24 protein-coding genes (1 of these 24 only partly in view) are annotated in these 23,397 nt (G+C 45.8%); 9 read left to right on the forward strand and 15 right to left on the reverse strand.

Annotation, left to right across the window (positions count from 1 at the left end; genetic code table 11):
- From CB4_RS17560 to moaA, 14 genes are all read right to left on the reverse strand, one after another.
- Positions 1–1,582 carry the 5' portion of a YcdB/YcdC domain-containing protein gene (locus CB4_RS17560; RefSeq protein WP_096467038.1) on the reverse strand. Its footprint begins 698 nt before the window's first position, so only the first 1,582 of its 2,280 coding nucleotides appear in the window; the start codon lies at positions 1,580–1,582; its stop codon lies off the left edge, out of view.
- A gap of 162 nt (positions 1,583–1,744) precedes the next feature.
- The gene (locus CB4_RS17565) at positions 1,745–2,629 is read right to left on the reverse strand and encodes an SDR family oxidoreductase (RefSeq protein WP_096467039.1); all 885 of its coding nucleotides are present in this window, start codon (positions 2,627–2,629) and stop codon (positions 1,745–1,747) included.
- Positions 2,630–2,740: 111 nt separating this feature from the next.
- On the reverse strand, positions 2,741–3,199 hold the full coding sequence (locus CB4_RS17570; RefSeq protein ID WP_096467040.1) for a pyridoxamine 5'-phosphate oxidase family protein: 459 nt from the start codon (positions 3,197–3,199) through the stop codon (positions 2,741–2,743).
- 12 nt (positions 3,200–3,211) lie between these two features.
- Positions 3,212–3,940: an ABC transporter ATP-binding protein gene (locus tag CB4_RS17575; RefSeq protein WP_096467041.1), complete on the reverse strand. Its 729-nt coding sequence runs from the start codon at positions 3,938–3,940 to the stop codon at positions 3,212–3,214.
- Positions 3,934–4,728 carry an ABC transporter ATP-binding protein gene (locus tag CB4_RS17580; protein WP_096467042.1) on the reverse strand — a complete coding sequence of 265 codons (795 nt, stop codon included), beginning with the start codon at positions 4,726–4,728 and terminating at the stop codon, positions 3,934–3,936. Before CB4_RS17580 ends, CB4_RS17575 begins: the two co-directional genes overlap by 7 nt.
- Complete coding sequence (locus tag CB4_RS17585) at positions 4,728–5,807, reverse strand: branched-chain amino acid ABC transporter permease (RefSeq protein ID WP_096467043.1); 1,080 nt, start codon at positions 5,805–5,807, stop codon at positions 4,728–4,730. Before CB4_RS17585 ends, CB4_RS17580 begins: the two co-directional genes overlap by 1 nt.
- A 12-nt stretch (positions 5,808–5,819) precedes the next feature.
- A complete protein-coding gene (locus CB4_RS17590; RefSeq protein ID WP_096467044.1) occupies positions 5,820–6,701 on the reverse strand; it encodes a branched-chain amino acid ABC transporter permease in 882 nt (293 codons plus the stop codon).
- 106 nt (positions 6,702–6,807) lie between these two features.
- On the reverse strand, positions 6,808–7,989 hold the full coding sequence (locus tag CB4_RS17595) for an ABC transporter substrate-binding protein (protein ID WP_096467045.1): 1,182 nt from the start codon (positions 7,987–7,989) through the stop codon (positions 6,808–6,810).
- Between the two features lie 26 nt (positions 7,990–8,015).
- Positions 8,016–9,002 (reverse strand): 3,4-dihydroxyphenylacetate 2,3-dioxygenase, encoded by a 987-nt coding sequence (hpaD, locus tag CB4_RS17600; RefSeq protein ID WP_096467046.1) that lies wholly within the window; start codon positions 9,000–9,002, stop codon positions 8,016–8,018.
- Positions 8,989–10,512, reverse strand: coding sequence for a 5-carboxymethyl-2-hydroxymuconate semialdehyde dehydrogenase (hpaE, locus tag CB4_RS17605; RefSeq protein ID WP_096467047.1), 1,524 nt, complete (start codon positions 10,510–10,512; stop codon positions 8,989–8,991). Before hpaE ends, hpaD begins: the two co-directional genes overlap by 14 nt.
- A 4-nt stretch (positions 10,513–10,516) precedes the next feature.
- A complete protein-coding gene (gene hpaI, locus CB4_RS17610; protein WP_096467048.1) occupies positions 10,517–11,437 on the reverse strand; it encodes a 2,4-dihydroxyhept-2-ene-1,7-dioic acid aldolase in 921 nt (306 codons plus the stop codon).
- A gap of 78 nt (positions 11,438–11,515) precedes the next feature.
- Entirely contained in the window at positions 11,516–12,202 is a 687-nt protein-coding gene (locus CB4_RS17615; RefSeq protein WP_096467049.1) for a GntR family transcriptional regulator, read from the reverse strand.
- Between the two features lie 386 nt (positions 12,203–12,588).
- Positions 12,589–13,092 carry a cyclic pyranopterin monophosphate synthase MoaC gene (moaC, locus tag CB4_RS17620; RefSeq protein ID WP_096467050.1) on the reverse strand — a complete coding sequence of 168 codons (504 nt, stop codon included), beginning with the start codon at positions 13,090–13,092 and terminating at the stop codon, positions 12,589–12,591.
- Positions 13,093–13,094: 2 nt separating this feature from the next.
- Positions 13,095–14,096: a GTP 3',8-cyclase MoaA gene (gene moaA, locus CB4_RS17625; RefSeq protein WP_096467051.1), complete on the reverse strand. Its 1,002-nt coding sequence runs from the start codon at positions 14,094–14,096 to the stop codon at positions 13,095–13,097.
- A gap of 154 nt (positions 14,097–14,250) precedes the next feature.
- Here moaA and CB4_RS17630 point away from each other — a divergent pair, with 154 nt between their 5' ends.
- The 5 genes from CB4_RS17630 to CB4_RS17650 all read left to right on the forward strand — a co-directional run bounded on the left by CB4_RS17630 (position 14,251) and on the right by CB4_RS17650 (position 19,064).
- Complete coding sequence (locus CB4_RS17630) at positions 14,251–15,270, forward strand: ThiF family adenylyltransferase (protein ID WP_096467052.1); 1,020 nt, start codon at positions 14,251–14,253, stop codon at positions 15,268–15,270.
- Positions 15,271–15,428: 158 nt separating this feature from the next.
- The gene (locus CB4_RS17635) at positions 15,429–17,015 is read left to right on the forward strand and encodes a YcdB/YcdC domain-containing protein (protein WP_096467053.1); all 1,587 of its coding nucleotides are present in this window, start codon (positions 15,429–15,431) and stop codon (positions 17,013–17,015) included.
- 80 nt (positions 17,016–17,095) lie between these two features.
- The gene (locus CB4_RS17640; protein ID WP_096467054.1) at positions 17,096–17,740 is read left to right on the forward strand and encodes a hypothetical protein; all 645 of its coding nucleotides are present in this window, start codon (positions 17,096–17,098) and stop codon (positions 17,738–17,740) included.
- Positions 17,741–17,794: 54 nt separating this feature from the next.
- Positions 17,795–18,646, forward strand: a complete 852-nt coding sequence (locus CB4_RS17645) for a DNA alkylation repair protein (protein ID WP_096467055.1) — start codon at positions 17,795–17,797, stop codon at positions 18,644–18,646.
- A 202-nt stretch (positions 18,647–18,848) separates the two neighbouring features.
- Positions 18,849–19,064, forward strand: coding sequence for a hypothetical protein (locus tag CB4_RS17650; RefSeq protein ID WP_231956061.1), 216 nt, complete (start codon positions 18,849–18,851; stop codon positions 19,062–19,064).
- A gap of 99 nt (positions 19,065–19,163) precedes the next feature.
- Here the strand turns inward: CB4_RS17650 and CB4_RS17655 are convergent, their stop codons facing one another.
- Positions 19,164–21,611, reverse strand: a complete 2,448-nt coding sequence (locus tag CB4_RS17655; protein ID WP_231956062.1) for a DNA translocase FtsK — start codon at positions 21,609–21,611, stop codon at positions 19,164–19,166.
- Positions 21,612–21,807: 196 nt separating this feature from the next.
- Between CB4_RS17655 and CB4_RS22080 the strand changes: the two genes are divergently transcribed.
- From CB4_RS22080 to CB4_RS17675, 4 genes are all read left to right on the forward strand, one after another.
- Positions 21,808–22,005 (forward strand): MerR family transcriptional regulator, encoded by a 198-nt coding sequence (locus CB4_RS22080; protein ID WP_096467057.1) that lies wholly within the window; start codon positions 21,808–21,810, stop codon positions 22,003–22,005.
- A complete protein-coding gene (locus CB4_RS17665) occupies positions 21,983–22,492 on the forward strand; it encodes a hypothetical protein (RefSeq protein WP_096467058.1) in 510 nt (169 codons plus the stop codon). Before CB4_RS22080 ends, CB4_RS17665 begins: the two co-directional genes overlap by 23 nt.
- A gap of 20 nt (positions 22,493–22,512) precedes the next feature.
- Positions 22,513–22,911: a hypothetical protein gene (locus CB4_RS17670; protein ID WP_096467059.1), complete on the forward strand. Its 399-nt coding sequence runs from the start codon at positions 22,513–22,515 to the stop codon at positions 22,909–22,911.
- A 76-nt stretch (positions 22,912–22,987) separates the two neighbouring features.
- Positions 22,988–23,371, forward strand: coding sequence for a hypothetical protein (locus tag CB4_RS17675; protein ID WP_096467060.1), 384 nt, complete (start codon positions 22,988–22,990; stop codon positions 23,369–23,371).
- Positions 23,372–23,397 lie beyond the last annotated feature (26 nt).

Raw genomic sequence — 23,397 nt, forward strand, 5'->3', positions numbered from 1 at the left:
TTTTCCCATCTGATGGGTTATATGGATTTGGCGCTAGATAGTTCAATTCCGCTTTCAGAAAACCCACAACCTTCTCCTTTGCCTGTTGGGCAGAAATTACATTTTTTATTTCCGGAAGCGGCTGCTTAAATCCATTGAGATTGTAATCGGTAACATCCCCTGTCTCGGCATCAATCGTAACCCATGCTCCTTCGCCGATGACACGGACATCTTTTTCTTTACGCATGAACGTTACCGAGTAGTTCAAAATTTTGTCTGGATCATTATTGTACAGATTCGGTGTAACACTCGCTGTATACAAGCTTGACAGGCGACCTGGAACCGCACGACGCACATACTCTTCCGCTTTCGCTTGCGCCTGTTGCTGTGTCACATTTACCTTGATTGCGGCGTTCTCTCTCATTTTCATGTCGTACGACATGCCGTATACATTCGTTCTGATCACTTCGCCTGTCTCAGCATCTACCGTTGCACCTGTATATTTAGACATACCGTCTTTTGCTTGCCAGGAGATGTCCCATATTTTGCGCTTATATGGCATCGTTTCTTCCCGGTAGCTTTTATTTTGCACTTCCATCTTATCATCCACCTGTACCATCTGGCGCGCCCTTGCGATTGCCTGATCTGCATCAAGCTTCAAATTAGTAGGCACCGATACGGAAGTAGAAGACAACGGAGTAGCGCTTTGGATCGTATATCCCGATTCCAACCCTGTGTTAATATCAAGCGGTTTACCTGTTCTAGCATCAATCACAGCCGTCGGAAGCGTGCCATAGAAAGAATCCGTCAACTGGACAGACGGGACATAAGCTAGCTCTACTTTACCATTTGGACGATCCGTATTTGGTAAATAAGCCACCTCCATTTGCAGCTTATCTGTATAGTTCTTCAAGATTTCTTCCTTTGACTTTACCTGTCCTTTTTCGAAGGCAAGCTTTTTATCCCAGGAGAAATCCAGATATCGAACGTTTCCTTTGCGATCATATGAAAGGCGCAATCCCTGATTTACTACCGGAACCCCATCTTCGATCCGCTCAAAATAGAGGGATTGGTCAAAAAACTGCCCCCCTGTATTACTACGGAATTGCTTCTCCGACTCTGCATTAAGCCGTAGATTGCTGGCGTATGATCCGTATTGTTTTTTTACAAGGGAGCGAGCATCCTCGATTACTTTTTCATAGTCCCATGTTGGAGGGAGAGGACTTGCCTGTCCGTCCTGAGAAGACCAGCGCTGAATGCTCACAAGCGTTCCGTCACTTGCATCAATTGATACCGTAATCCCGCCTTGTTCCTCCGGTGCGTTAGATTGCCATGACAAATTCCACTGGGTTCGCTTCGTATAATTGTTGGTGTCAAGCTCCACGCGCTCTTCCTTGTAAGAATCAGGTATCGAAACAATTTGTTTCGCTTTCTGTATAGCCTGCTCCCGTTTAATAGCTGTATCGGTTTCTCGTGCTGTAGAGACAGAAGCGCTGTCTGCTTTTACTTCCTGTGCCATAACATTATACGGCAGCATTCCCCCTGCTAGAATGACACCTGCGATGACTACTCGGGTCCATCGCTGCTGTTCACGTTTTCCCATTCACACACTCTCCCCTTGTATTTTTTCCATTACACTATGTATGACGAAATTCACAAGAAATTGTTTCAATTTTTTCTAAAAATAAGAAAAAATCCGAACACCCTACTTTCCACAGGGAAAGGCAGGGTGTTCGGATTTTACCAGTTCTTCTGTCCGGCCATTTTATCCATTCAGCACGGTTCCCCCATTTACATGAATGACCTGGCCGGTAATATAGGATGCATCCTCTGAAGCAAGAAACACATAGCTTGGTGCCAATTCATCTGGCTGTCCTGGGCGCTTCATCGGCGTATTCTTGCCGAACTGCGCCACCATCTCCTGTGGGAAGGTAGCCGGGATAAGTGGTGTCCAGATCGGGCCTGGCGCAACAGCATTGACGCGAATGCCTTTTTCCACAAGAGATTGAGACAGAGATCGTGTAAAAGATACGATAGCCCCTTTACTTGAAGCATAATCAATCAGTACAGGATGTCCTTTGTACGCTGTAATGGATGTCGTATTGATAATTGTGCTGCCCAGTTTAAGATGAGGGAGCGCTGCTTTTGTCAAATAGAACATGGAGAAAATGTTCGTCTGAAATGTACGATGCAACTGTTCGGACGTAATGTTTTCAATCCCATCCTGCACATGCTGCTCACCCGCATTATTCACAAGAATGTCAAGACGACCAAATTCACTCACAGCTTTTTGTACAGCATCCTCGCACACGTGCTCATCACCCACGTCTCCGGCAATGAGCAAGCAGCGCACCCCTTCTTTTTCGACGAACTGTTTCGTTTGTTCCGCATCCTCATGCGCTTCAAGATATAAAATGGCAACCTCTGCTCCTTCTTTTGCATACGCGATGGCCACTGCGCGCCCAATGCCGCTGTCACCACCGGTAATAAGAGCTACTTTTCCTTTCAGCTTTCCAGCTGCTTGGTATGATGTACATTCTGCCGCAGGCTGTGGCTTCATCTGCGTCTGAAGGTCCGGCTGTAGATATCCTTCTTGAGAAGGCTGTGTCGAAGGGACAACTGTGTTCTCTGGTTTGTTCATGCTTGTCATGCTTATCGTCTCCTTTCCAAAATACGTCTAGGCTACACTAGATGGTGTTCCCTTTTCTCCCTCTTCTGACACACAAAAAAAGGACGAAACCATGTGGCTTCGCCCTTCCTACTATTTCAGCATCGCTGCATATACTTGTTCGTCAAGCGCCTTCGCTTTTTCCAAATCATACGTTTTCTCAAACACCGGCTCCTGGGTGATTTTTGCGCCCCAGAACATCGTTTCGTACACACCTTTGATCGCAACCTCGATGTTGGATAATGGCATCGCCACGCCTTCCATCTTGTCTTCCAGAATGGTGCAGCTTCCGGCGATAGAATACACCGTACCCAGTCCGATCACACATAACGTTACGTTTGGATTCGCCTTTACGTTCGCCACGATTCGGGATGAATTCGTTACCGAGAAACGTACACGGTCAGCCGCCGCTGCCTTCACCCACGAAATTGCATTTACATTTGGTACACTCGTCTCTGCGTCGACCGTGCTTAAAAGCACCAATGTTTCACCGTTGAATAGCTCCATCTGCTGTTCGGTTAATGCTGTTGGAATCTCTTGTTTACCTGCCATATTCATTTCCCCCTACATCGCTTTTTTTCCTTTGCCAAGGTAAGCGGCACGCACTTCCGGATTCGCGGCAACTTCACGAGCGGTTCCACCAATGACGATCTGGCCACGTTCAAGCACACAGGCATGATCAGCAATCCCTAAGGCAGCTTTGACGTTTTGCTCTACCAAAATAACGGTCGTACCAAATTCGTCTTTTAGCTGCCGTAACATTTCCATAATCCCTTTGACAATAAGCGGGGCTAAGCCCAGAGATGGTTCATCAAGCATAATCAACTTCGGATTGGCCATCAGGCCGCGCGCGATCGCTACCATCTGTTGCTCTCCCCCACTTAAAAGCCCACCCGGACGGTCAAGCATTGATTTCAGGCGTGGGAATACATCGAGTACTTTTTCATAATCCCGCATAACCTGGCGATGTTCCTGACGAAATCGATGGTACGATCCTAGCATAAGATTATCTTTTACAGAAAGAGAGTCAAATATTTGTCGGCGTTCGGGAACGAGTGCAATCCCTTTCTTTACAACACTCTCGGCCCTTATACCACTAATGTTTTCGCCTTCAAACATAATTTTCCCTTCTTTGGGAGTGTAAACTCCCGCGATTGTTCCAAGTAATGTGCTTTTTCCAGCTCCGTTCGATCCAACAATCGCAAAAATTTCCCCTTTTTCAAGTGAGAAGGAAATCCCATTTAAGACATGCAAATAGCCGTGATACGTATGGAGACCGTTTACGCTCAGCATGGCATCTCCTCCTCTTCATCCTCTTCTTCTCCCAGGTAAGCAGCAATTACCTTCGGATTGTTGTAGATTTCCTCCGGTTTTCCCTCTGCAATCTTGCCGCCATAATCAAGTACAACAATATTGTCAGCTACCGCCATGACCGTCTCCATGTCATGTTCGACAAAGAGGAACGTCATGCCCTGTTCGCGCATTTTCAAGATGACATTCACAAGCTCACGCGATTCTTCCGGATTCAGTCCAGCCATCGGTTCATCAAGCAAAATGAGCTTCGGCTCCGCGGCTGCGGCACGTGCAATTTCAAGCAGACGCTGGTTGCCATATGGCAGCAGAGCCGCACTCTCATATGCGTATGGAAGCAACCCTACCGCCTCTAAGTAGCCGAGCGCCTTCTCTACCATTCGCCTTTCTTCCCGTCCGACACCAGGCAAGCGAAACCCCGCTCCAAGCAGGCCCGTACCCGTCCGCAGGTGCATGCCGGTCATCACATTTTCAATGACCGTCATATTATTAAAAACCTGTAAATTTTGAAAGGTACGAGTAATGCCGAGTTTCGCGATCTGATGCGGCTTTTTGCCTGCAAGCTCCTGTCCCTGGAATCGAATCGAGCCCGTTGTTGGCGGCATTAATGCCGTAATCATATTAAACAGCGTCGTCTTACCCGCTCCATTCGGGCCGATAACGGCTACGATCTGCTGCGTATGCATGGCAAATGACACGTCATGAACAGCTGTAACGCCCCCGAAGCTTTTCGTTATGTTATCCACTTCCAAGAGTATAGGTGCTGTCATTACTTATCTCCTCCTGCCATCCGTACCGGTGTCTCTGCCTGTTCGGCTGAAGCGGTGACTACAGGAGTTGCCGCTACCGGTTTCGCTTTCTTCGTACCAAATTGCTTGCCTACGAGCTTCTGCAGAGATGGTAGCAGACCTTCTGGCATATAGATGAGAAGCGCAACAAGCAAGATACCGAAGAATACAATCTCGAATTCCCCACCTGCATTGCTTATGACCATCGGGATCACTTCTTTTAATCCTTCGCTTAAAAAGACGAACGCCATGGCTCCGACAAGCGGCCCCCATATATTCGCCACTCCGCCAATAATAACCATGATCAAAAAATTAATCGATGCTGTCGCTTCAAACAACTGTGGACTAATAAATGTAATATAGTGAGCGTACAGACTGCCTGCAACAGCCGCATATGCGGCACTCATCATAAAAACTTGCAATTTATACGTCTGGCTATTTACCCCGATTGCATTCGACGCCACTTCACTGCCGTGAATCGAACGAAGCGCCCGGCCAACACGTGATTGAATGACATTACGTGCAAACAAAATGCCACAAAGTACAAGCGGCCAGACCAAATAGTAATAGTCCATATCCGTCACAAACTCTATGCCAAACACATTCAATGCCGGAATACCAGAAAACCCATCCAGCCCTCCTGTCACACTCTTAAGCTGCTTGAAAAAGATAAAAATAATCACACCAAATCCAAGTGTCGCCAGTCCAAGGTAATGCTCTGTCAGCTTCAATGCCGGTACACCTATGATGTAAGCGATCACAATTGCTACCAGGATACCAGCCAGAATACCAGCCAGAGCCGGCCAGCCCAGCTTCACCGTACAGATCGCTGACATATAGGCTCCCATTCCATAAAACGCCGCATGGCCGAGCGAAATCTGCCCGGCATACCCCATCAGCATCGATAATCCCGTCCCCACAATCGTATACAGGCCGACTAGTACCATCATGCCATGAACGTATGGCGATGGAATGACAATCGGAAGAACGAGAAGGATCGCGAGCAGCAGGAGCGGGCCCTTAAGACTTCGATTGTACAGTAAATCAATTCCCGTTTTCATACATGTGCCCCCTTACACCCGTTTTCCAGACGATTTGGCAAAAATTCCGTTCGGCAGAAGAAACAAAACGAGCAGCAGTACCCCAAAGCTGACCGCATCTTTGAAGCCAGTCGTCCACAATCCTTCTGTAAAAGATTCTAATAATCCAATAATCATCGCACCAAGAATGGCTGCGGGAGCATTGGAAAGCCCACCAATCACCGCTGCAATAAACGCCTTCATTCCAAGCATCAGACCCATATTGTAAGAAGCGCCGGAGATCGGTGCGATAATAATGCCCGCAATCGCACCAAGTCCGCCGCTCACACTGATAGACAGAAACGACATTTTTTCCGGCCGGATGCCCATCAGTCTGGCGGCAAACCGATTCACAACACAAGCAATAACCGCCTTGCCGACAAATGTTTTTTCGAAAAACAAATACATGGCCACAAGGCTTAAGAGGGAGACACCTATCGCCCACACACTTTGCTGCTGAATAATCGCACCGCTAATCGAGAAGGGCTGACCGTCCGTAAGTGGACGTAACATATGTGGCTCTGTGCCCCAGATAAATAACGCGATCCCACGAAATGCAATGGCAACACCGATCGTAATAATGATAAGAGTTGGTACACTCGAATGACGAGCCGGATAAATCGCTATCCGCTCAAATAAACCCGCGATTAGCACGACAACGAGAATGCTTATGATGATTGCGACTCCGTACGGTAATCCAGCCCCGACCGCTGAAACGCATACGAGAGCACCAAGCATCGCAAACTCCCCCTGCGCGAAGTTGAGTACACCGGTAATGTTATACGTAATGACAAAACCCATCGCGATTAGTGCGTATATGCTTCCAATCGTCAATCCTGAAAAAATAAGCTGAACGATCTGGCTAAGGGACTCCACGCTGTATCACTCCCCTGTATTGTTTTTTACCGAAATGTTATTGAAAAGAAAGGAAGGCCGACCCCCGCTCCACCGGAAAGCGGATGCCGGAATCAGCCTGCCTCTATTAGTTCTCTTTCAATGTCCACTTGCCGTCTTTGATTTCAATAATCGCCAGGGAGTCAGACTTCAGACCGTTATGATCTTGTGCTGACATATTGAATGTGCCCGTTACCCCAATAAACTCTTTTGTACCTTCGATCGCAGCAACAATCTTCTCCGGATCGTCTCCTGCTGTCTTCAGCGCATTTGTGAGAATTTCAAACGCATCCCATGCGTGACCGCCGAATGTACCTGGCGAATAGCTGTGTTTTTCGGTGAACAGCTTGTTGTAAGAATCTAAAATCGACTTTTGCTTGCTATCAGCCGGTATTTGATCGGCTACAAGCAAACGACCTGCCGGAAGGATAACACCGTTGGCAGCTGGACCTGCCAGCTCGATGAATTTGTTGTTAGCGATGCCATGTGATTCAACAATCGGCATCTTCATGCCCAACTCGCGGACGTTCTTCGTTACAACTGCTGATTCCTGCGCCGTTCCCCAGATTACGACAGCCTGCGGATTCGCCTGCTTCACACGCGTCAGCATCGGTTTCGCATCATTAACGGTGGCTTCAAATACTTCTCTGCTTACAATTTCGATACCGGCTGTTTTCGCCAGTGCCACGAATTCTTCTTCCCCGCTAGAACCGAACGGATTATCTACACCGAGCCATGCTACTTTTGTCAGCTTGTTCGCTTTCAAATATTCGACTACACGCGGCACTACAACATCGTCGCCCTGAGCCGTTTTAAATACATACTTTTTCACCGGCTTGTTAACTTTCTTGCTCGCCGCGAGGGAAATGTATGGAATTTTTGATTTTTCTACCTGCGGAATCATCGCAAGCGAGTTACCGGATATTGTTCCGCCAATAACAGCTACTACTTTGTCCTGCTCGATTAACTTCTTCACCGCAATAACGGCTTCATTCTGGTCAGACTTGTCATCATACGCCACAACTTCAATTTTCCGACCATTAATGCCGCCTTCTGCGTTTACTTTGTCTGCCATCATCTTAATCGTATCCATCTCCGGCTTGCCGAGTGAACTTGCACTGCCAGATGCGGAGAATACACCGCCAATTTTGATCGTATCGCCCGCTTTTGCATCACCGGATGCTGGTTTTGTTTCTGTTCCTTTACTTGAACAGGCTGTGATGGAGGAAGCCAGGAACAAACTGCATACTACTAAAGGCCATTTCTTCATGTGATAAATTCCCCTTTTCTTCTCTTTTATTTTTTATGATTGCTGTGCAGCAGCGGTTCTGTGATCTCCATCAATTCTCCTGTTAGAATGTGCTGCACAGGCATGGCTTCTGTTTTCCAGCTATAAGGTGGTTCTGTTCCCCAGAATGTTGCCCGCTGCGGATCACTGAGATGCCACTTTACAGGCTCCCAATCCGGGTCATTCGTGAAGTAATCTCCGGTGTACAATTCAATGCGATGCCCGTCCGGATCACGCACATAAACAAAAAAAGCATTAGACGTACCGTGACGCCCCGGGCTGCGCTCAATATTGGCCGAATATCCGGCCGCCGCCAAATGATCACACGCATCAAGAATCGTTTTCGCATCGTCAATCCAAAAACCAATATGATGCAAACGTGGGCCGCTCTCACTAATGAGGGCAAGATCATGCACGCTCGGTTTGCGGTGCAACCAGGAGGCCCATAATGTCTCTTCTTCTGCTGCTCCCGTTACGGTATACTCCGAACAGCGGAAGCCCAGATTGTTCATATACCAGCCATTAATCATGTTGATGTCGGTCACAAGGCAGTTTGCATGGTCAATCCGCTTCACACGCGCGGCCCGGTGATGGGTGAACTTCTGCAGCATCCGCTCCACTTTCTCCATCTCACAAAAGAACTCAACAGGTATGCCAGACGGATCTTGAATCCGAATCGCTCGTCCCTGCCCTCGCTCTTCATCCTTTGCCAGCCAGCGCAATGGCAGATTATTCTCCAGGAAAAGCTGTGCCAGACGATCCAGCTCGTCTTCCGAACCGACGCGATACGAAATATGATGCAAGCTTGCCTCATCTGCTTTCGTCAGAATGAGACAATGATGGTTCGCGTCTTCTAATGCACGCAAATATATATGATTGGCATCTGACTCGGTTTCAATGAAACCGAGTCCACCCACATAAAAGTCACGTGCTTTTTCCAGATCTGTTACGTAAAATTCTGCATGAGCAAGCCGAATAATATCAAACTGGGCCATATGTTTGCTCCTTTGCACCCGTACGCGGTTTTTTGCCGAACTGTGGAATATGATGATCGCCTGTCGCTACGTGAACAACCTGTGTTTCGGTATAGAATTCGAAGCTGTAATGTCCTCCTTCTCGCCCGATCCCGCTTGATTTGGATCCTCCGAACGGAATACGAAGATCGCGCACATTTTGTGAATTCAGCCATACCATGCCGCTTTCTATTCCTTGAGCCATCCGGTGGCCTCGCTTAATATCGTTCGTCCAGATATACGCCGCCAGCCCGTATTTACTATCATTTGCCATACGAAGCACGTCTTCTTCAGTCGTAAATTTCATAACGGCCATTACAGGTCCGAAGATCTCTTCCCTGGCTACGCGCATGTCATTTGTGCAGCCTAACAGAAGTGTCGGTGCTACATAGTTCCCCTCTTTATATGTTTCTGGGATGTATCCGCTTACAACTTCTGCCCCTTCTGTCTGGGCAATGGCGATATAGTTCATGACATTCTCCCAGTGTTTGCGATGAATGAGCGGTCCTACTTCTGTCTCTTTCTCCATTGGATCACCGACTACGATGTTTGCTATCCGCTCTTTAAGCGCATCAACGAACGTGTCATGAATCGATTCGTGAAGAAACAAGCGGGAGTTTGCGGTACACCGTTCACCATTAAAAGAGAATATCCCCCAAACGACCGCATCCAGCGCACTTTCGATATCCGCATCTTCAAATACAATAGCTGGAGACTTACCACCAAGTTCCATCGAGCAGCGTTTTAATGTATCAGCACTGTTTTTAATAATTTCTGAACCGGTTGTGGTCTCACCAGTAAATGAGATCAGTTGAACATCCGGGTGCGCCACAAGTGATGCACCTGCTGTCTCACCGAACCCATGCACGATATTAAATACACCTGACGGAAGCCCGGCTTCATCTATAATGTGCGCTAGCTTATTCGCCGTAAGCGGTGACCATTCCGCCGGTTTGAGCACGCACGTATTACCGGTTGCAAGCGCGGGTGCGACTTTCCATGTCTCCAACATGAACGGTGCATTCCATGGCGTGATGAGACCTGCCACGCCCACCGGTTTATGAATGGTGTAGTTAATGAACGATTGGTCTACTTGATACGCCTCTCCAATCATGCGGCTTTTGACCATCTCCGCATAAAAGCGGAAGTTCTCCGCCGCACGAGCCGCCTGCTTCTTGGTCTGACTGACTGGAAGCCCTGTATCAAGCGATTCCAAATACGACAGTTCTTCTGCATTCGCTTCGATTAATTCAGCAATTCTGATGATATAACCGAGACGTTTTTCCACACTCATCGTACGCCACGGCCCTTCATCAAACGCCCGCCGTGCTGCCTGAACAGCCCGATCAATATCTTCCCGGAACCCTTCTGCTACCTCGTTGATTGGCTGATTATTAAACGGGCTGATATTCGTGAAGCTCTTGCCTGCTAGCCCCTCGACAAATTGGCCGTCTATATAATGAAGAACACGCTCAATGTTGTATGTGCTCATAGGCTTATTCCGCTCCTACTTTCTCGTTCAGCATCCCATACCCTACTAGCGTCTGGCGAATCTCCTCCTGTAGAGCATTAGATGGCGGTCCCATCGGCAGGCGCAAAGCCGGATTAATCTTGCCCATCATGCCCATCGCTGCTTTTAACGGTCCTGGATTCGTGTCTTTAAACAATACATCATTGAGCGGCATAAGCTTGTAGTGCAGGTCAATCGCCGCTTCTACATCTCCCGCAGCCCACAAATTATAGATATCTGCCACTTCCTTCGGAGCAACATTAGCCGTAGCGCTTACATGTCCCGCTCCTCCAATGGCGAGCATCGGATAGCAAAGAAGTTCAATCCCTGAATACAGCAGGAAATCACGGCCACAGTTAAGCAGTACCCGATTGATATGCTCAAAGTCTTTATTCGATTCTTTCACACCAATGATGTTTTTGCAGTCTTCTGACAGGCGCGCAAGCGTTTTCACTTCTAGGTTTGTAGCGGTACGTCCCGGAATATTGTAGATAATAACCGGAATATCAACCGAGTTCGCGATAATTTTGAAATGGTTATACAGCGCCTGCTGGTTCGGCTTGTTGTAATACGGCACGATAACCATGGCAGCATCCGCTCCCATCTCCTGTGCACGCTTCGTCAAATGCAGCGCTTCGGCATGATTGGTCGAGCCTGTTCCCGGAACAACAGGTACACGTCCTGCAGCCGTCTTGATCGCCGTCTCCATAACCTGCTCCCGCTCCTCGATGGTAAGCGAACTCGGTTCACCAGTTGTTCCTGTTACAGAAATTCCATGGCTGCCGCTTTCAATGTGCCATTCGATCAGGCTTTTGATTGCATCGTAGTCCACATTCATTTTTTCATCAAATGGTGTCACGATCGGTGCAATAGATCCTCGAAGTTTTTGTTTTGCTTCTTGGTACATGTATAGAACCTCCTATAATCATATATTATTATAAAATATTATATTTTCAGATATTTAATCTGAAAAAAATTTATTTTTTTATGGCATGCTTATATCTGTTGTCTTTTTCTCTGACGTTTCCTGTCGGTTCTGAAAAGCGCGAACCGTATTCATCTTATGCTTTCGAACTACTTCTTCAATCTTGGAAGGACTCGCTTTCTCTCGCAGCAGTTGAATAATATGCCGATGCTCCTCGATAGAGCGGCGCATACGCTGAGGGACAAATGTAAAAGCAGAGCGACGCAATGTGTCCATCCGGTTAGCCACTCGTTGAATCTCATCTCGCACATAATCATTCTGGCATTTGTCACAAATAACCCGATGGAATTCCTGGTTCAAATTCCCGAACACTTCAAATTCAAAGTCGTTCAGTGCCTCATTCATCTGTTCATTCAACGTTTCGAGTCTGGTCAAATCCGCTTCTATAAGATACTGCGCGCTAAGAGATGTTGCATATCCCTCCAGAACTGCCCAGACAGATAGCGTTTCAATGTATTCTTTCTCATTGATTGTGCTGACGATCGCTCCACTATACGGCTTATACTGGATAAGTCCATCAGACTCTAACTGTCGAATCGCCTCCCTCACTGGTATAATGCTTAATCCGAGGTCTTTCGCGATCTGGTCAATCACAAGCCGATGACCAGGACCGTATGTTCCTTCGAGAATTCCAGAACGAATCGAGTTGTACGCATACTGTGTTTTGCTCATCGTATTCTTTTTCATGCCTTAATCATATACAAAATCATATATGATTTCAATCTATTTTTCACAAAATCATATATGATTCGTCCATTCACACGTTTGGCACACTTTCGCTTTTACAGCGGTCGGAATAAGGGAACTCCCCTATTCCGACTGCGGCAGAAATATAGTAATTTTGAAAGCATAAGACAAAGGAAAAAGTCAAAACAATAAAGGAGAACTCATACGACATGAACATGTTTGTAGTTATGTTTATCATTTTTAAACTTGGTCTGATCGCAGGCATTGTATATTTCTATCGTTTAATTAAAAACGCGTAAAAAGCAGGTCTCTATGCTTTATACGCGTTTCTTCCCTTATAACTAACCCCGGAACTCTATGTTTACGTAAGAGAGTCCGGGGTTTTTTCATTTTTTCGCTTCAATTAACACTTCAATATCGTTCACAAAGGTACCACTTTTTCCACCTTCCTTGGCTACAAGGTATGTCGGACCGATGATCATTTCCTTATCCATCGCTTTGCACATGTCATACACCGTAAGTGCTGTAACGGAAGCAGCAGTCAGAGCTTCCATCTCGACTCCAGTCATTCCTTTTGTTTTCGCCGTTGCTTCGATTTGCAGTGTGTCCACTCCGTTATCGGTGAACTGAATATCGACTCCAGTCAGCGGAAGCGGATGGCACATCGGAATGAGATCGGCTGTTTTTTTTGCTGCCATAATACCGGCTACCTGCGCTACTGCAAGCACATCCCCCTTGCTTATCTGCCCTTCCTTAATACGTGTAAGCGTCTCCGGCTTCATAATCACACGGCTGTGCACAACAGCAGTCCGGTGTGTGACCTGTTTTTCCGTAATATCTACCATGCGAGCGCGGTTTTGTTCATTAAAATGTGTTAACTCCTCACTCATCATTAGCCCCCTATTTGCGACATGCGCCGTACTGTCGGCTTGTGCGACTGCGTCTCCTGATTTAATGCCAGTGCCATCTCATGGTTTTCCGGCTTCGTATTAATGGAGCGAACGAATACGTCCTGAATCGCTTTCTCATCTCCGACAAGAGGGCGCACATTCCATTCGTCATCCCAGTATAAACATGATTTAATGTGACCATCTGCTGTCATACGCAGACGGTTGCAGTTCCCACAAAAGTGGTCGCTTACGGGATGAATCAACCCAAATGTGCCTGCCGCTCCCGGGATGCGGTAATTTTCTGCCGGACCGTTGCCGTATACATTCTCGACTTGCTCATACGTGAGTCCCATCTCTGCTACGCAGTCAAACACCGTCTGAAGCGACAAATAGCTCGTACGCCAGCTATCGTCATTATGTCCAATCGGCATGTATTCAATAAAGCGCACCTGTAGTGGCTTATCCATAGAAAGACGAATAAAGTCTGCGATCTCATCATCATTCTGCCCCTGCATGAGTACCACATTCAGCTTCACGGGACCAAGACCGACGCGCAGTGCCTCGTCAATTCCTGCTAGCACACGCGCAAGCTCCCCACCTCGCGTAATCATGGCAAAACGGTCTGTACGCAACGAATCAAGACTGATATTAACCCGCGTCAATCCAGCTTGCTTAAGCGCTTCTGCTTTCTGTGCGAGAAAAATTGCATTCGTTGTTAATGCGATATCATTAATGCCCGGGATTGCGGACAACATTCCAATCAACTTTTCAATTTCTTTGCGCACAAGTGGTTCCCCGCCTGTAATGCGTAACTTACGGACACCCATTTTGGCTACAGCTTCCACCACCGCAGCTATTTCTTCATAGCTCATAATCTTTTCATGTGGTTCAAACTGCATGCCTTCAGCGGGCATACAGTACACACAACGCAAGTTACAGCGATCTGTGACCGAAATCCGCAAGTAATCATGGACGCGATCGAATCGATCAACGAGGGTATTCACAAGGCATCCAGCTCCTTACTCCATTCTTTATACAACAACCAATACTATACCATTTCTCCTATCAGAAAAGAAGAGTTCTCAATGCTTGCCGCAAGCGTAAGCCTACGCTACACTAAAAACATTCACTGGATAGAAAAGCTAAGGAGATACAAAAATGGACACACGCTACTCACGACAACTATTATTCGCTCCAATCGGACGCATCGGACAGGAGCGCCTTAGTAAAAGTCGGGTCGCGGTCGTCGGCATGGGGGCGCTCGGCACGGTGCTTGCCAATCATATGGTACGAGCAGGCGTCGGCTTCGTTCGTCTCATTGACCGTGACTTCGTGGAGCCGAGCAATCTACAGCGCCAGATGCTGTACGACGAGAACGATGCGCGGAATCACCTGCCGAAAGTAATGGCTGCCTATGAAAAACTTCACCAGATTAATAGTGAGGTCACTATTGAACCGATGATCGCTGATGTCACCGCAGTCAACGCCGAAGAACTGCTGCAAGACTGTGATCTTATTCTAGATGGAACGGATAATTTTCAAATTCGCTTCTTGCTTAACGATGTCGCCGTCAAGCACCGCATCCCGTGGGTGTACGGGGGGGCGGTCAGCTCTAAAGGCATGTTCGCTGCCATTCGTCCGCATGAGACACCATGCTTGCGCTGTCTATTCCCGAATCCGCCAGAAGGTGGAGAAACGTGTGACACGGCAGGCGTCATCGGTCCGATCATTCATATCGTCGCATCGTATCAAGCAGTGGAAGGACTAAAGCTTTTGCTTGGGGATGAGAAAAACTACAATCCGAATCTCGAACATATGGAAGTGTGGCGTAATCTTCATACGCAGATGAATATCGGGGGTTCCCGCAATTCGGACTGCCCGGCATGCGGACATGAACAGTTTGATTTCTTAACGCTAACAGGAGACGAAGATACAGTTACCTCAATGTGCGGGCGTAATAGTGTCCAGATCAGTCCCGTAAAAGAGCGCTCGCTTGATCTGGAACGATTAGAAGTGCAGTTCCGTCCACTCGGAGAAGTTGAACGTAATCGCTTCCTGCTGCGGTTTCATGTTGGGGAGCATACGCTTGTCATCTTCCCAAACGGGCGAGTGGTGATTCAAGGAACGGACGATATTTCGATGGCGCGGACGTTGTATGCACGGTATATCGGGATATAACATAGCATACGAGATCAAAGAAAGCTGTCCTGAATTTAGGGACAGCTTTCTTACTAATAAAAGTATCTAAAGTAAAAACAAGGATAAAAAATGGAACATTTTTCTTGATGATTGCGTCTTATATATATGCAAGCATATTTTATGTAGGAGGTTGCTCAATGAAAAAACCGATGTTCATGTTATCAGCAATATTAGCTAGTAATTTACTTCTGATTCCTGCCGTACTAGCAGAAGTACGCGAACCATCTGCTTCTATGGAAACAGAGCACGTACTATCCATTCAGGAATTGCCCAAGCCCGTAAAGGATTCACTTGATAAGCTGTATGTATATAAGCCAGAGTTGAAAGGACTACCCATCAAGATTACCCAAACAAAAGACCCGGTTTCTTCGATAAATCAATATTCCTTAGATTTCAAGAACGACCCCAACATGATACACGCTATTATTGGACAAGATGGAACCTTACATTATTTTCAGATAAGCAAACCCGGTGAAAAGTCAGAACGTCGCCCATCCGATGAAGAGGCAACTAAAAAGGCAAAAGAATTCTTAACGGCTATACATGGTAGCAACAATAACTATATAGTCTCACATGTTACAAATGGAGGTTATACCACCACCGATCGAGATGGAAAAGAGTCCGTAACAGCCTATGCAAGCGTTACGTTTATTCCACTTATAAACGGAATACCATATAAAAGTTCTTTTTTCCTTCAAATCGATGTCAATCAAGCCGGGGAAGTCGTTAACTACTTTAACCATAATGATCCTATTAACCCAAAAGACTTTCCTATTGCAAAAAATGTCCTGTCTAAGGAAGATGCCGAAAAAGCTTTTTTACAGTCTCTCACTATGAACTTATATTACGAGGATGAAGAAACCGTCCGTGGAACAACCGATCCGAAAAACATTAGAACCATACTAAAGTATCAGCATCAAATGAAACCTATTGATGCAGTGAGTGGTAAGCCTGTTGAGGAAAATGTATACACCCAACACACAATCAGTAAGCCTGTTACAGGTCAAGGTAAAGTTTTACGAGCATCGAATGCTAAAGAAGCTGCTGCACTACTAAAATCAGAACTTGGTATTCAAGTAGATGGACTTACCTACAGAGAAGATGGAGATGGAATTAAACAGGCAAAGTTATATGAATGGACAACGAAAGATAATCTAGTCTATGCTGTCCAGACAACGGATAAAGGTGAAGTCATACGATTTGGAGCGTTGTCTGTACATAATCCTGACAAAATGAAAGGGGAAGAAAAGATACCTCGGGATAAAGCCGCTGCCCAAGCACTGGACAAGATTAAGAAGTACCTACCAACTTATGCAAAAGAAGTTCAGGTCGATTATACAGAAGAGAATTATCCACATTGGGTAGATAAAAACAACATTCCCAAAAACAATATTCTATTAGTAAGCTTTCGGGAGTTGCATGATAATATTCCGATTATGACCCGTTCAATTGATGTATGGGTCAATCTTGGTACAGGTGCTGTTGAACAAGTTTCCTTACCACCTTTGATAAACTCGGAGTTACCAGACGCGAGCAAACGAATTACTAAAGAAGAAGCTGTCAAATCATATCTGGATCATCATCCACTACAGCTCCAATATGTATGGCCTCATTATTTTGACCAGAAGGCAGAAAAACCAATTTTGGTTTACGCGCCACAAACTGAATCTTTTGTTGAATACGTAGATGCACTAACCGGCAAGATTGTTAGGCCATACGAATAATAACAAGATTACTCCATATTCGATACTCTCTTAATGGGAGTATTTTTTCATGTAAAATACAGAAAAAATAGGTGGCGGTTATGAAAAAATACATTTTCTTATTTACCCTAGTATGTATGGTTTTTTTAACAGTCTGTAATCAACAAGAAAAAGAAGTTGTAAATACACAAGAACCAGAAAAATCAATTACAGCTAGTGAAGCCAAACTACATCAAGCAGGGTTTACATACTCAGTAAATGAAGTAAAAAACAGACTTTCCAATCCATCATCACACTACAAAGGGAAGAATACGAATCCCGAGATCAAAGCAGGTGAATGGTCATTTACACCAATGAAAAATGATAAGGAAGGAAAAGTTATCTCCTCTGCTAATTCAGTAAATACATACCAAAGATTCATTATTACGCCTAATAAGAAAAATAAAGTGACTATCATATGTGCTACTACATACTTTTCAGGTGAATTAACAGATACAACATTAGAAGAAGCGATTAGAGCAGCAGAAATAACGGCTTCTGCTATGGGAATAGCAGGCGACGAAATAAAGAAAAAAATCCGTGAGTTACTTGTATCAGAGAATGAGTACAATCTAATCGAATTCGGGGACCTCGGACTAATGAAGCGTGTAAGAAAAGATGATCAATTAGGTATAACCGAATTTTCATTCATTCTCGTTACAAAAGAAAAACTTTCAAAAACCCATCTTATGGATTACACTAAATAGCGAACGAACGTTTCTATAATGCTTACTAATCCATAAAAAGGTAGGATTTTTCATATGAAAAACCAACATTACCAAGAAAAAATTTCAGAAACAATTTTAAATCGAAAGGGAGCAAATAAAATTTCGAACATCCCCTCCGAGGTAGTAAATCTATTAAATATGGGGAAAATTGAAAGTGTAAATCTGACGGAATGGTTAGCTGTTAATCATATCTCTCTGCTACACAACACTCTTCCTGAAATTTGTTTACAGAATTACATAGATGAAATATCAAATACAGTCAATAACTTAAAAGAAAAGACAATAATGAAAATTATCCCGACTATCGGAGGGAAGCTACTCGAAATACTTAGCAGAAAAAGTGAAGAAGATTATTCTGCTTATTTCCTTCCGCTTGCCATGCATAGATCAGATAGCGTTCGCTGCTGGGCAGCCTATGTAATTGGATTAAACCGTGATCTATCTATTACTGAAAAGCTTTCGCAAATTAAACCCTTTGCTGCGGATAAACATTTTGGTGTAAGAGAGATTGCCTGGATGGCAGTGCGAGAATCGATTACACAAGAGTTAACAGAGTCCATCGCTATTTTAGAAAAATGGACTGTCGAAGATGATGAGAACATCAGGAGGTTTGCTATTGAATCAACACGTCCCAGAGGAGTTTGGTGTAAACATATTACTCAATTAAAACAATGCCCTGATTTGGCGATATCATTATTAGAACATGTAAAATCTGACCCGAAAAAGTATGTTCAAGATTCGGTCGGCAATTGGTTAAATGATGCCAGCAAATCACATCCTGAATGGGTCAGCGTTCTTTGTGACGAATGGCTAAGAACTTCTGATATAAAGGAAACAAAGCGGATTGTGACCAGAGCCAGAAGAACGATCACGAAAAACATGTAAGGCTTTTTCGAATACCTTTATGTTACAAAAGAGGAAAAAGCATTGCAAAGTAGATGTATGAAAAATATAGAAAATAGAAGGATGGTTAGGTGAGATCGTGAAGGTAATAACAAAATGGTATCAAAATCTACAAGAAAAGAGTGAGCGTAGACGCGATACTTTAGGTCAGTTACTGCATACTTGTATTTTCTTTCCTTTATTGATGACAGCAATGATGTATCTTATGAATAACTACGGGTGGAAAAGTGCGATTCCACTTCTTATTATTACGATTATCTTCGGACATAAAACAGAGGATGCCGTTTTTCGTGTGCTTGGTCCATTTGGTTTGAAGATTATAAAGCAGCCGTATCACTTCCTGATTTCTCTACTTGTTGTGTTTAGCTATATGTATTTTGTATTAGACATGTATCACTAACATTAAAAATAGCCATCCCCCTCAAGACGAAAAGGATGGAAAATTCGTTCGTCTTTTCCATCCTTTCCCCCGTTCTCATATTTTCTCTCTTCTCTCCCTTTACTCCAACTCCCCACTTTCAAACAACTGGTTATACTCACTTCGGCTCAAGAACACATCTCGTGGCTTGCTGCTTCCGGTATAGCCAGAAATAAACCCTTTCTCCTCCATCATATCGATCAGGCGTGCCGCCCGGTTATACCCAATCTGGAAGTTGCGCTGCAATAGGGAAGCTGATGCCTGTCCATTCTCCACACAGAACCTCACCACTTCCGCAAACAACTCATCCAGATTCTCATTCATCACCGCATGGTTCAAATCTTCTTTCTCAAACAAATACTGCGGTTCACCCTGGCTGCGTACGTATTCAGTGACCATTTCAATTTCTTCATCCGATACATATGGTCCCTGTAGACGCTGTGGTTTTGAACTACCACTTGAATATAACATATCGCCGCGACCTAGCAGACGCTCGGCTCCCCCCATATCAAGAATCGTACGCGAATCAGTCTGCGACGATACCGAGAATGCTACGCGAGTTGGAATATTCGCTTTGATTAGCCCGGTAATAACATCGACGGACGGTCGCTGCGTTGCAACGAGCAGGTGAATGCCGCAGGCGCGTGCTTTCTGAGCGATGCGGCAGATCGATTCTTCTACATCCCCTGGTGCCACCATCATCAGATCCGCCAACTCGTCAATAATAATGACAATACTCGGCAGCACAAGATCCGGCTGGTCTGGATAGTTGCGGCGCATCAATTCATTGTAGCGCTTCATATCACGAGCACCCGCTTCTGCCAACTTTTCGTAACGGCTATCCATCTCCTGTACCGCCCACTTCAGCGCCGCAGTCGCCTGCTTCGGATCGGTTACAACCGGTGTAATCAGGTGCGGCAGACGGTTGTACGGTGCGAGCTCGACCATTTTCGGGTCAATGAGCAAAAGACGTACTTCCTGCGGTGTCGCCTTATACAACAGGCTGACAATAATGGAGTTGATACATACACTTTTACCGGAACCCGTAGCTCCTGCAATAAGACCGTGTGGCATTTTAGCAAGATCTACCACAACAGGTTCCCCACCGATGTCGACGCCAAGCGCCACCGTAAGCGGTGCTTCCGGCTCCTGGAACACCGGTGTCTCCAGAATGGAACGCAGGTAGACCGGCATACTATGCGCATTCGGTACTTCGATCCCGACTGCCGAACGGCCTGGAATTGGTGCTTCAATCCGAATATCACGGGCGGCTAAGCTCAGCTTAATATCGTCGATCAGATTGGTAATTTTGTTCACCTTTACACCCGGAGCAGGCTGAATCTCATAACGTGTCACGGTCGGTCCTTGCACAGCTCCAATTACTTCAGCGTTCACATTGAAATTAGCCAGTGTACGCGCCAACACATCCTGTTGATGATACACAAACGCCGTATCATGCGGCTCTGCGTCCGGAACCGCAGCTAGCAGTGCAAGTGACGGTTTATCATAGACAAGTGTCTCCTGATGTGCCGGATGCAGAGGTGATTCCAAAACCTGTGGCGACGAAACCGTTCTCTCCGGCACAAAAGGCTGTATGGCCGGCGCTTCTTTCTTCTCCGGTATCACTATCGAAATCTCAGGAACAGCAGGCAGGATAGTACTCATCTCTTCCTCTGGCTCAGGAGTTATCGGTAATGATTGTACGACGATCTCAGCAGATACAGATGCTTGTTCTATCGGTGTAGGTGGCGCTACATATGTAATTCGCACGTCTGGAGCTGCTGCTACAGGCGTTTTCGACTTCGTTTCCACTGTTGGCATCTCTGGCTCTGGAACCGACGCTGCTACTATTTCTGTAGTAGGGGCAAGCTCACGCTCAACATTCCCAGTCTGCACCGGCATTGAGGCGCTCTTGTGCTCCGGCTCAGTCGGGTGCTCTATGGCCGGTGGCGTACGATTTGAAGTAGGCTCAAGCGGCGTCTCCTTGAATGACATCGGATGCCGAAGTGACGGAGTGAGCGCCGTCGGCTTCCAGCGCTCGGTCTCTTCTTCTGATTGATCCGGTCTGCGGCGCCCATATACAGGGGAGATCACTTCGGTCGGTCGGAACGGTCGCCTCTCCTCCCGCTTGACAACGGAACGGTTCGGCGTCTGCGTATCTGCCTGTTTTTGCGGTTCCACAGACGGACGAGATGTGGAACTTGAAGAAACCGGACGGCGTGCCGATTTTTCCTGCACTGACTCAGCCTGTTTCGGCTCATCCGGAATCAGCGGAAAACGAAACGCTTCATTACGACGCGTCTGCTGCGTCCCACCTTGCTCTTCTATCTGCGGATGTTCGCGCCGAGAATCCGATGAGTAGCGCCCTCCTTTGTTCTTCGGATAAATCGTAGCCGTACGGATGGTCAGATTACGATTGGCAATCGGCACGGAAGACGGCGCGTCCGTCTCTCTTCTGAATTCTTCTGTTTCAACTTCTTCTTCATCTATTTGAAACCACTTTTTAAATCGCTCTATCCAGTTTTTCACTGTTCTGTTCTCTTCCTTTCCCCACAGCACTGTACGATGTGTTGCTATATTATTGTAGCATGCCTTTACTTGCTTTTCCTATCTCCTCCTGGTATATGAGTGAAATTGGGCCATTTTTTCCTCGAATTCTTTTTGTGTATAATGAACGTACAAAAAATTTTTAAGTAAAGTTAAGCATAAAAGAACGGTCTTTTGTATGAAACATATACAGGGCAAGTATAATATTAAAGCGGTTTCTACCATTGTGAGAATTACAACACATACACTTCGTGCCTGGGAACGACGCTACGGAATCATTGAGCCGCAGCGCACTGAATCCGGACATCGATTATACACCGAGGAAGACGTTGCTGCGCTGGCTCAAGGAACAAGTGGACAAAGGACTTCATATTAGTAAAGCTGTCGATCTGCTCAAAAATGGAGAGATGCATCATCCACGTAAACCAGCTCTCCGATCCAAACATGCTGCTCACACTGAGCACCCGCTGATCACACGCAAACAACACGAACTAATCGAGGCCCTACTTGCGTTTAACGAATCAGAAGCTCACCATTTTCTTGATTTATGCCTGACCTTGTGGGATATGGAATCTGTGCTACACGATATCATCATGCCGGGAGAAGAATTACACACCATCCTGACTGCAATTCAACCTCATGCTGTCTGTCTATCTGTTACAATAGAAGAAAATCTCTCACAACTGTCGCAACGTGTTCATGACCTTTGGAAAGCCTACCCCACTCTCGTCATCAGCATCGGTGGACAAGCAACTCAACTACCTGCTTTCCCGGAAAACCTTGCTCCTTATGTAATCGGAACGACACGAATTGATTGGGAAGTTTGGCTATCTAACCTGCTTGATGTATTTTATCATTCGTAACAGATGGAGGCTGATAGACGATGAAAATACCTCGCATGACTGTTTTCCTGTTCCTACTTGCTTGCCTACTTCTTACCGCCGGGTGTAAGGAATATAGTACCCAAACTGTAGAAGCGCTCGGTGAAAAAGAATTAATCGGTTCATATTCTACCTATAACAAAACAATAGATAAATCGTTTACTATTGACATGGACACAACGCTTGCCATACAGATCGAAGAATTGAGTTTTAAAAAAGGGACGATGTCACTCATTGTCACCGATCCAGCGGGAACACCAGTCCTGACCAAAACGTTTCAGCCTGGTTCCTATCAAGATGGCTACATTGTACATATGAACAAAAAAGGGTCGTATACGATGACATTTTCCTTCAATCATGTAGAACAAGGAAAGCACACGATCCACTGGGAAACAGACTAATCATTTCTAGTTACATGTACATGCGACTATCCTATTATGGAATACATCCGTATGTACGATAAGGAGGCATGGTACTATGAATCCTGATTTCATTCATGTGAAAGAGATGGAAGGAACGCTCTTGCTTTCCCAAACGCTAAGAAATCATAGCTGTCGCGTCACAACAAAAGAAATTATTTTGCAGCGTCCGCATTGTACGTATCAGATTTTATTTGCCGACATTATTAGCATACTGCCGCATGAAGTGCCTAGCAAAAGCATGTTGCTGCCAACGCCAGGCAACTCGGTCGAAAAAGTTCCGACCTATCTGGTAGCCGACTACTACAAGATCCGGGCAGAAAAAATTCGTATTTATAATCGATCCGGCATCCATGAGACCGCCGAGACGGATTTCATTCTGCCACTACATGCACGCTTTTTCCCGTATGTGCAGAAATACAGCAATTTGACCGCCATTTAACAGGCGGTCTTTTCTTTGAAAAGAGA

This window comes from Aneurinibacillus soli (assembly GCF_002355375.1).
In the GTDB taxonomy this organism is placed as follows: Bacteria; Bacillota; Bacilli; order Aneurinibacillales; family Aneurinibacillaceae; genus Aneurinibacillus; species Aneurinibacillus soli.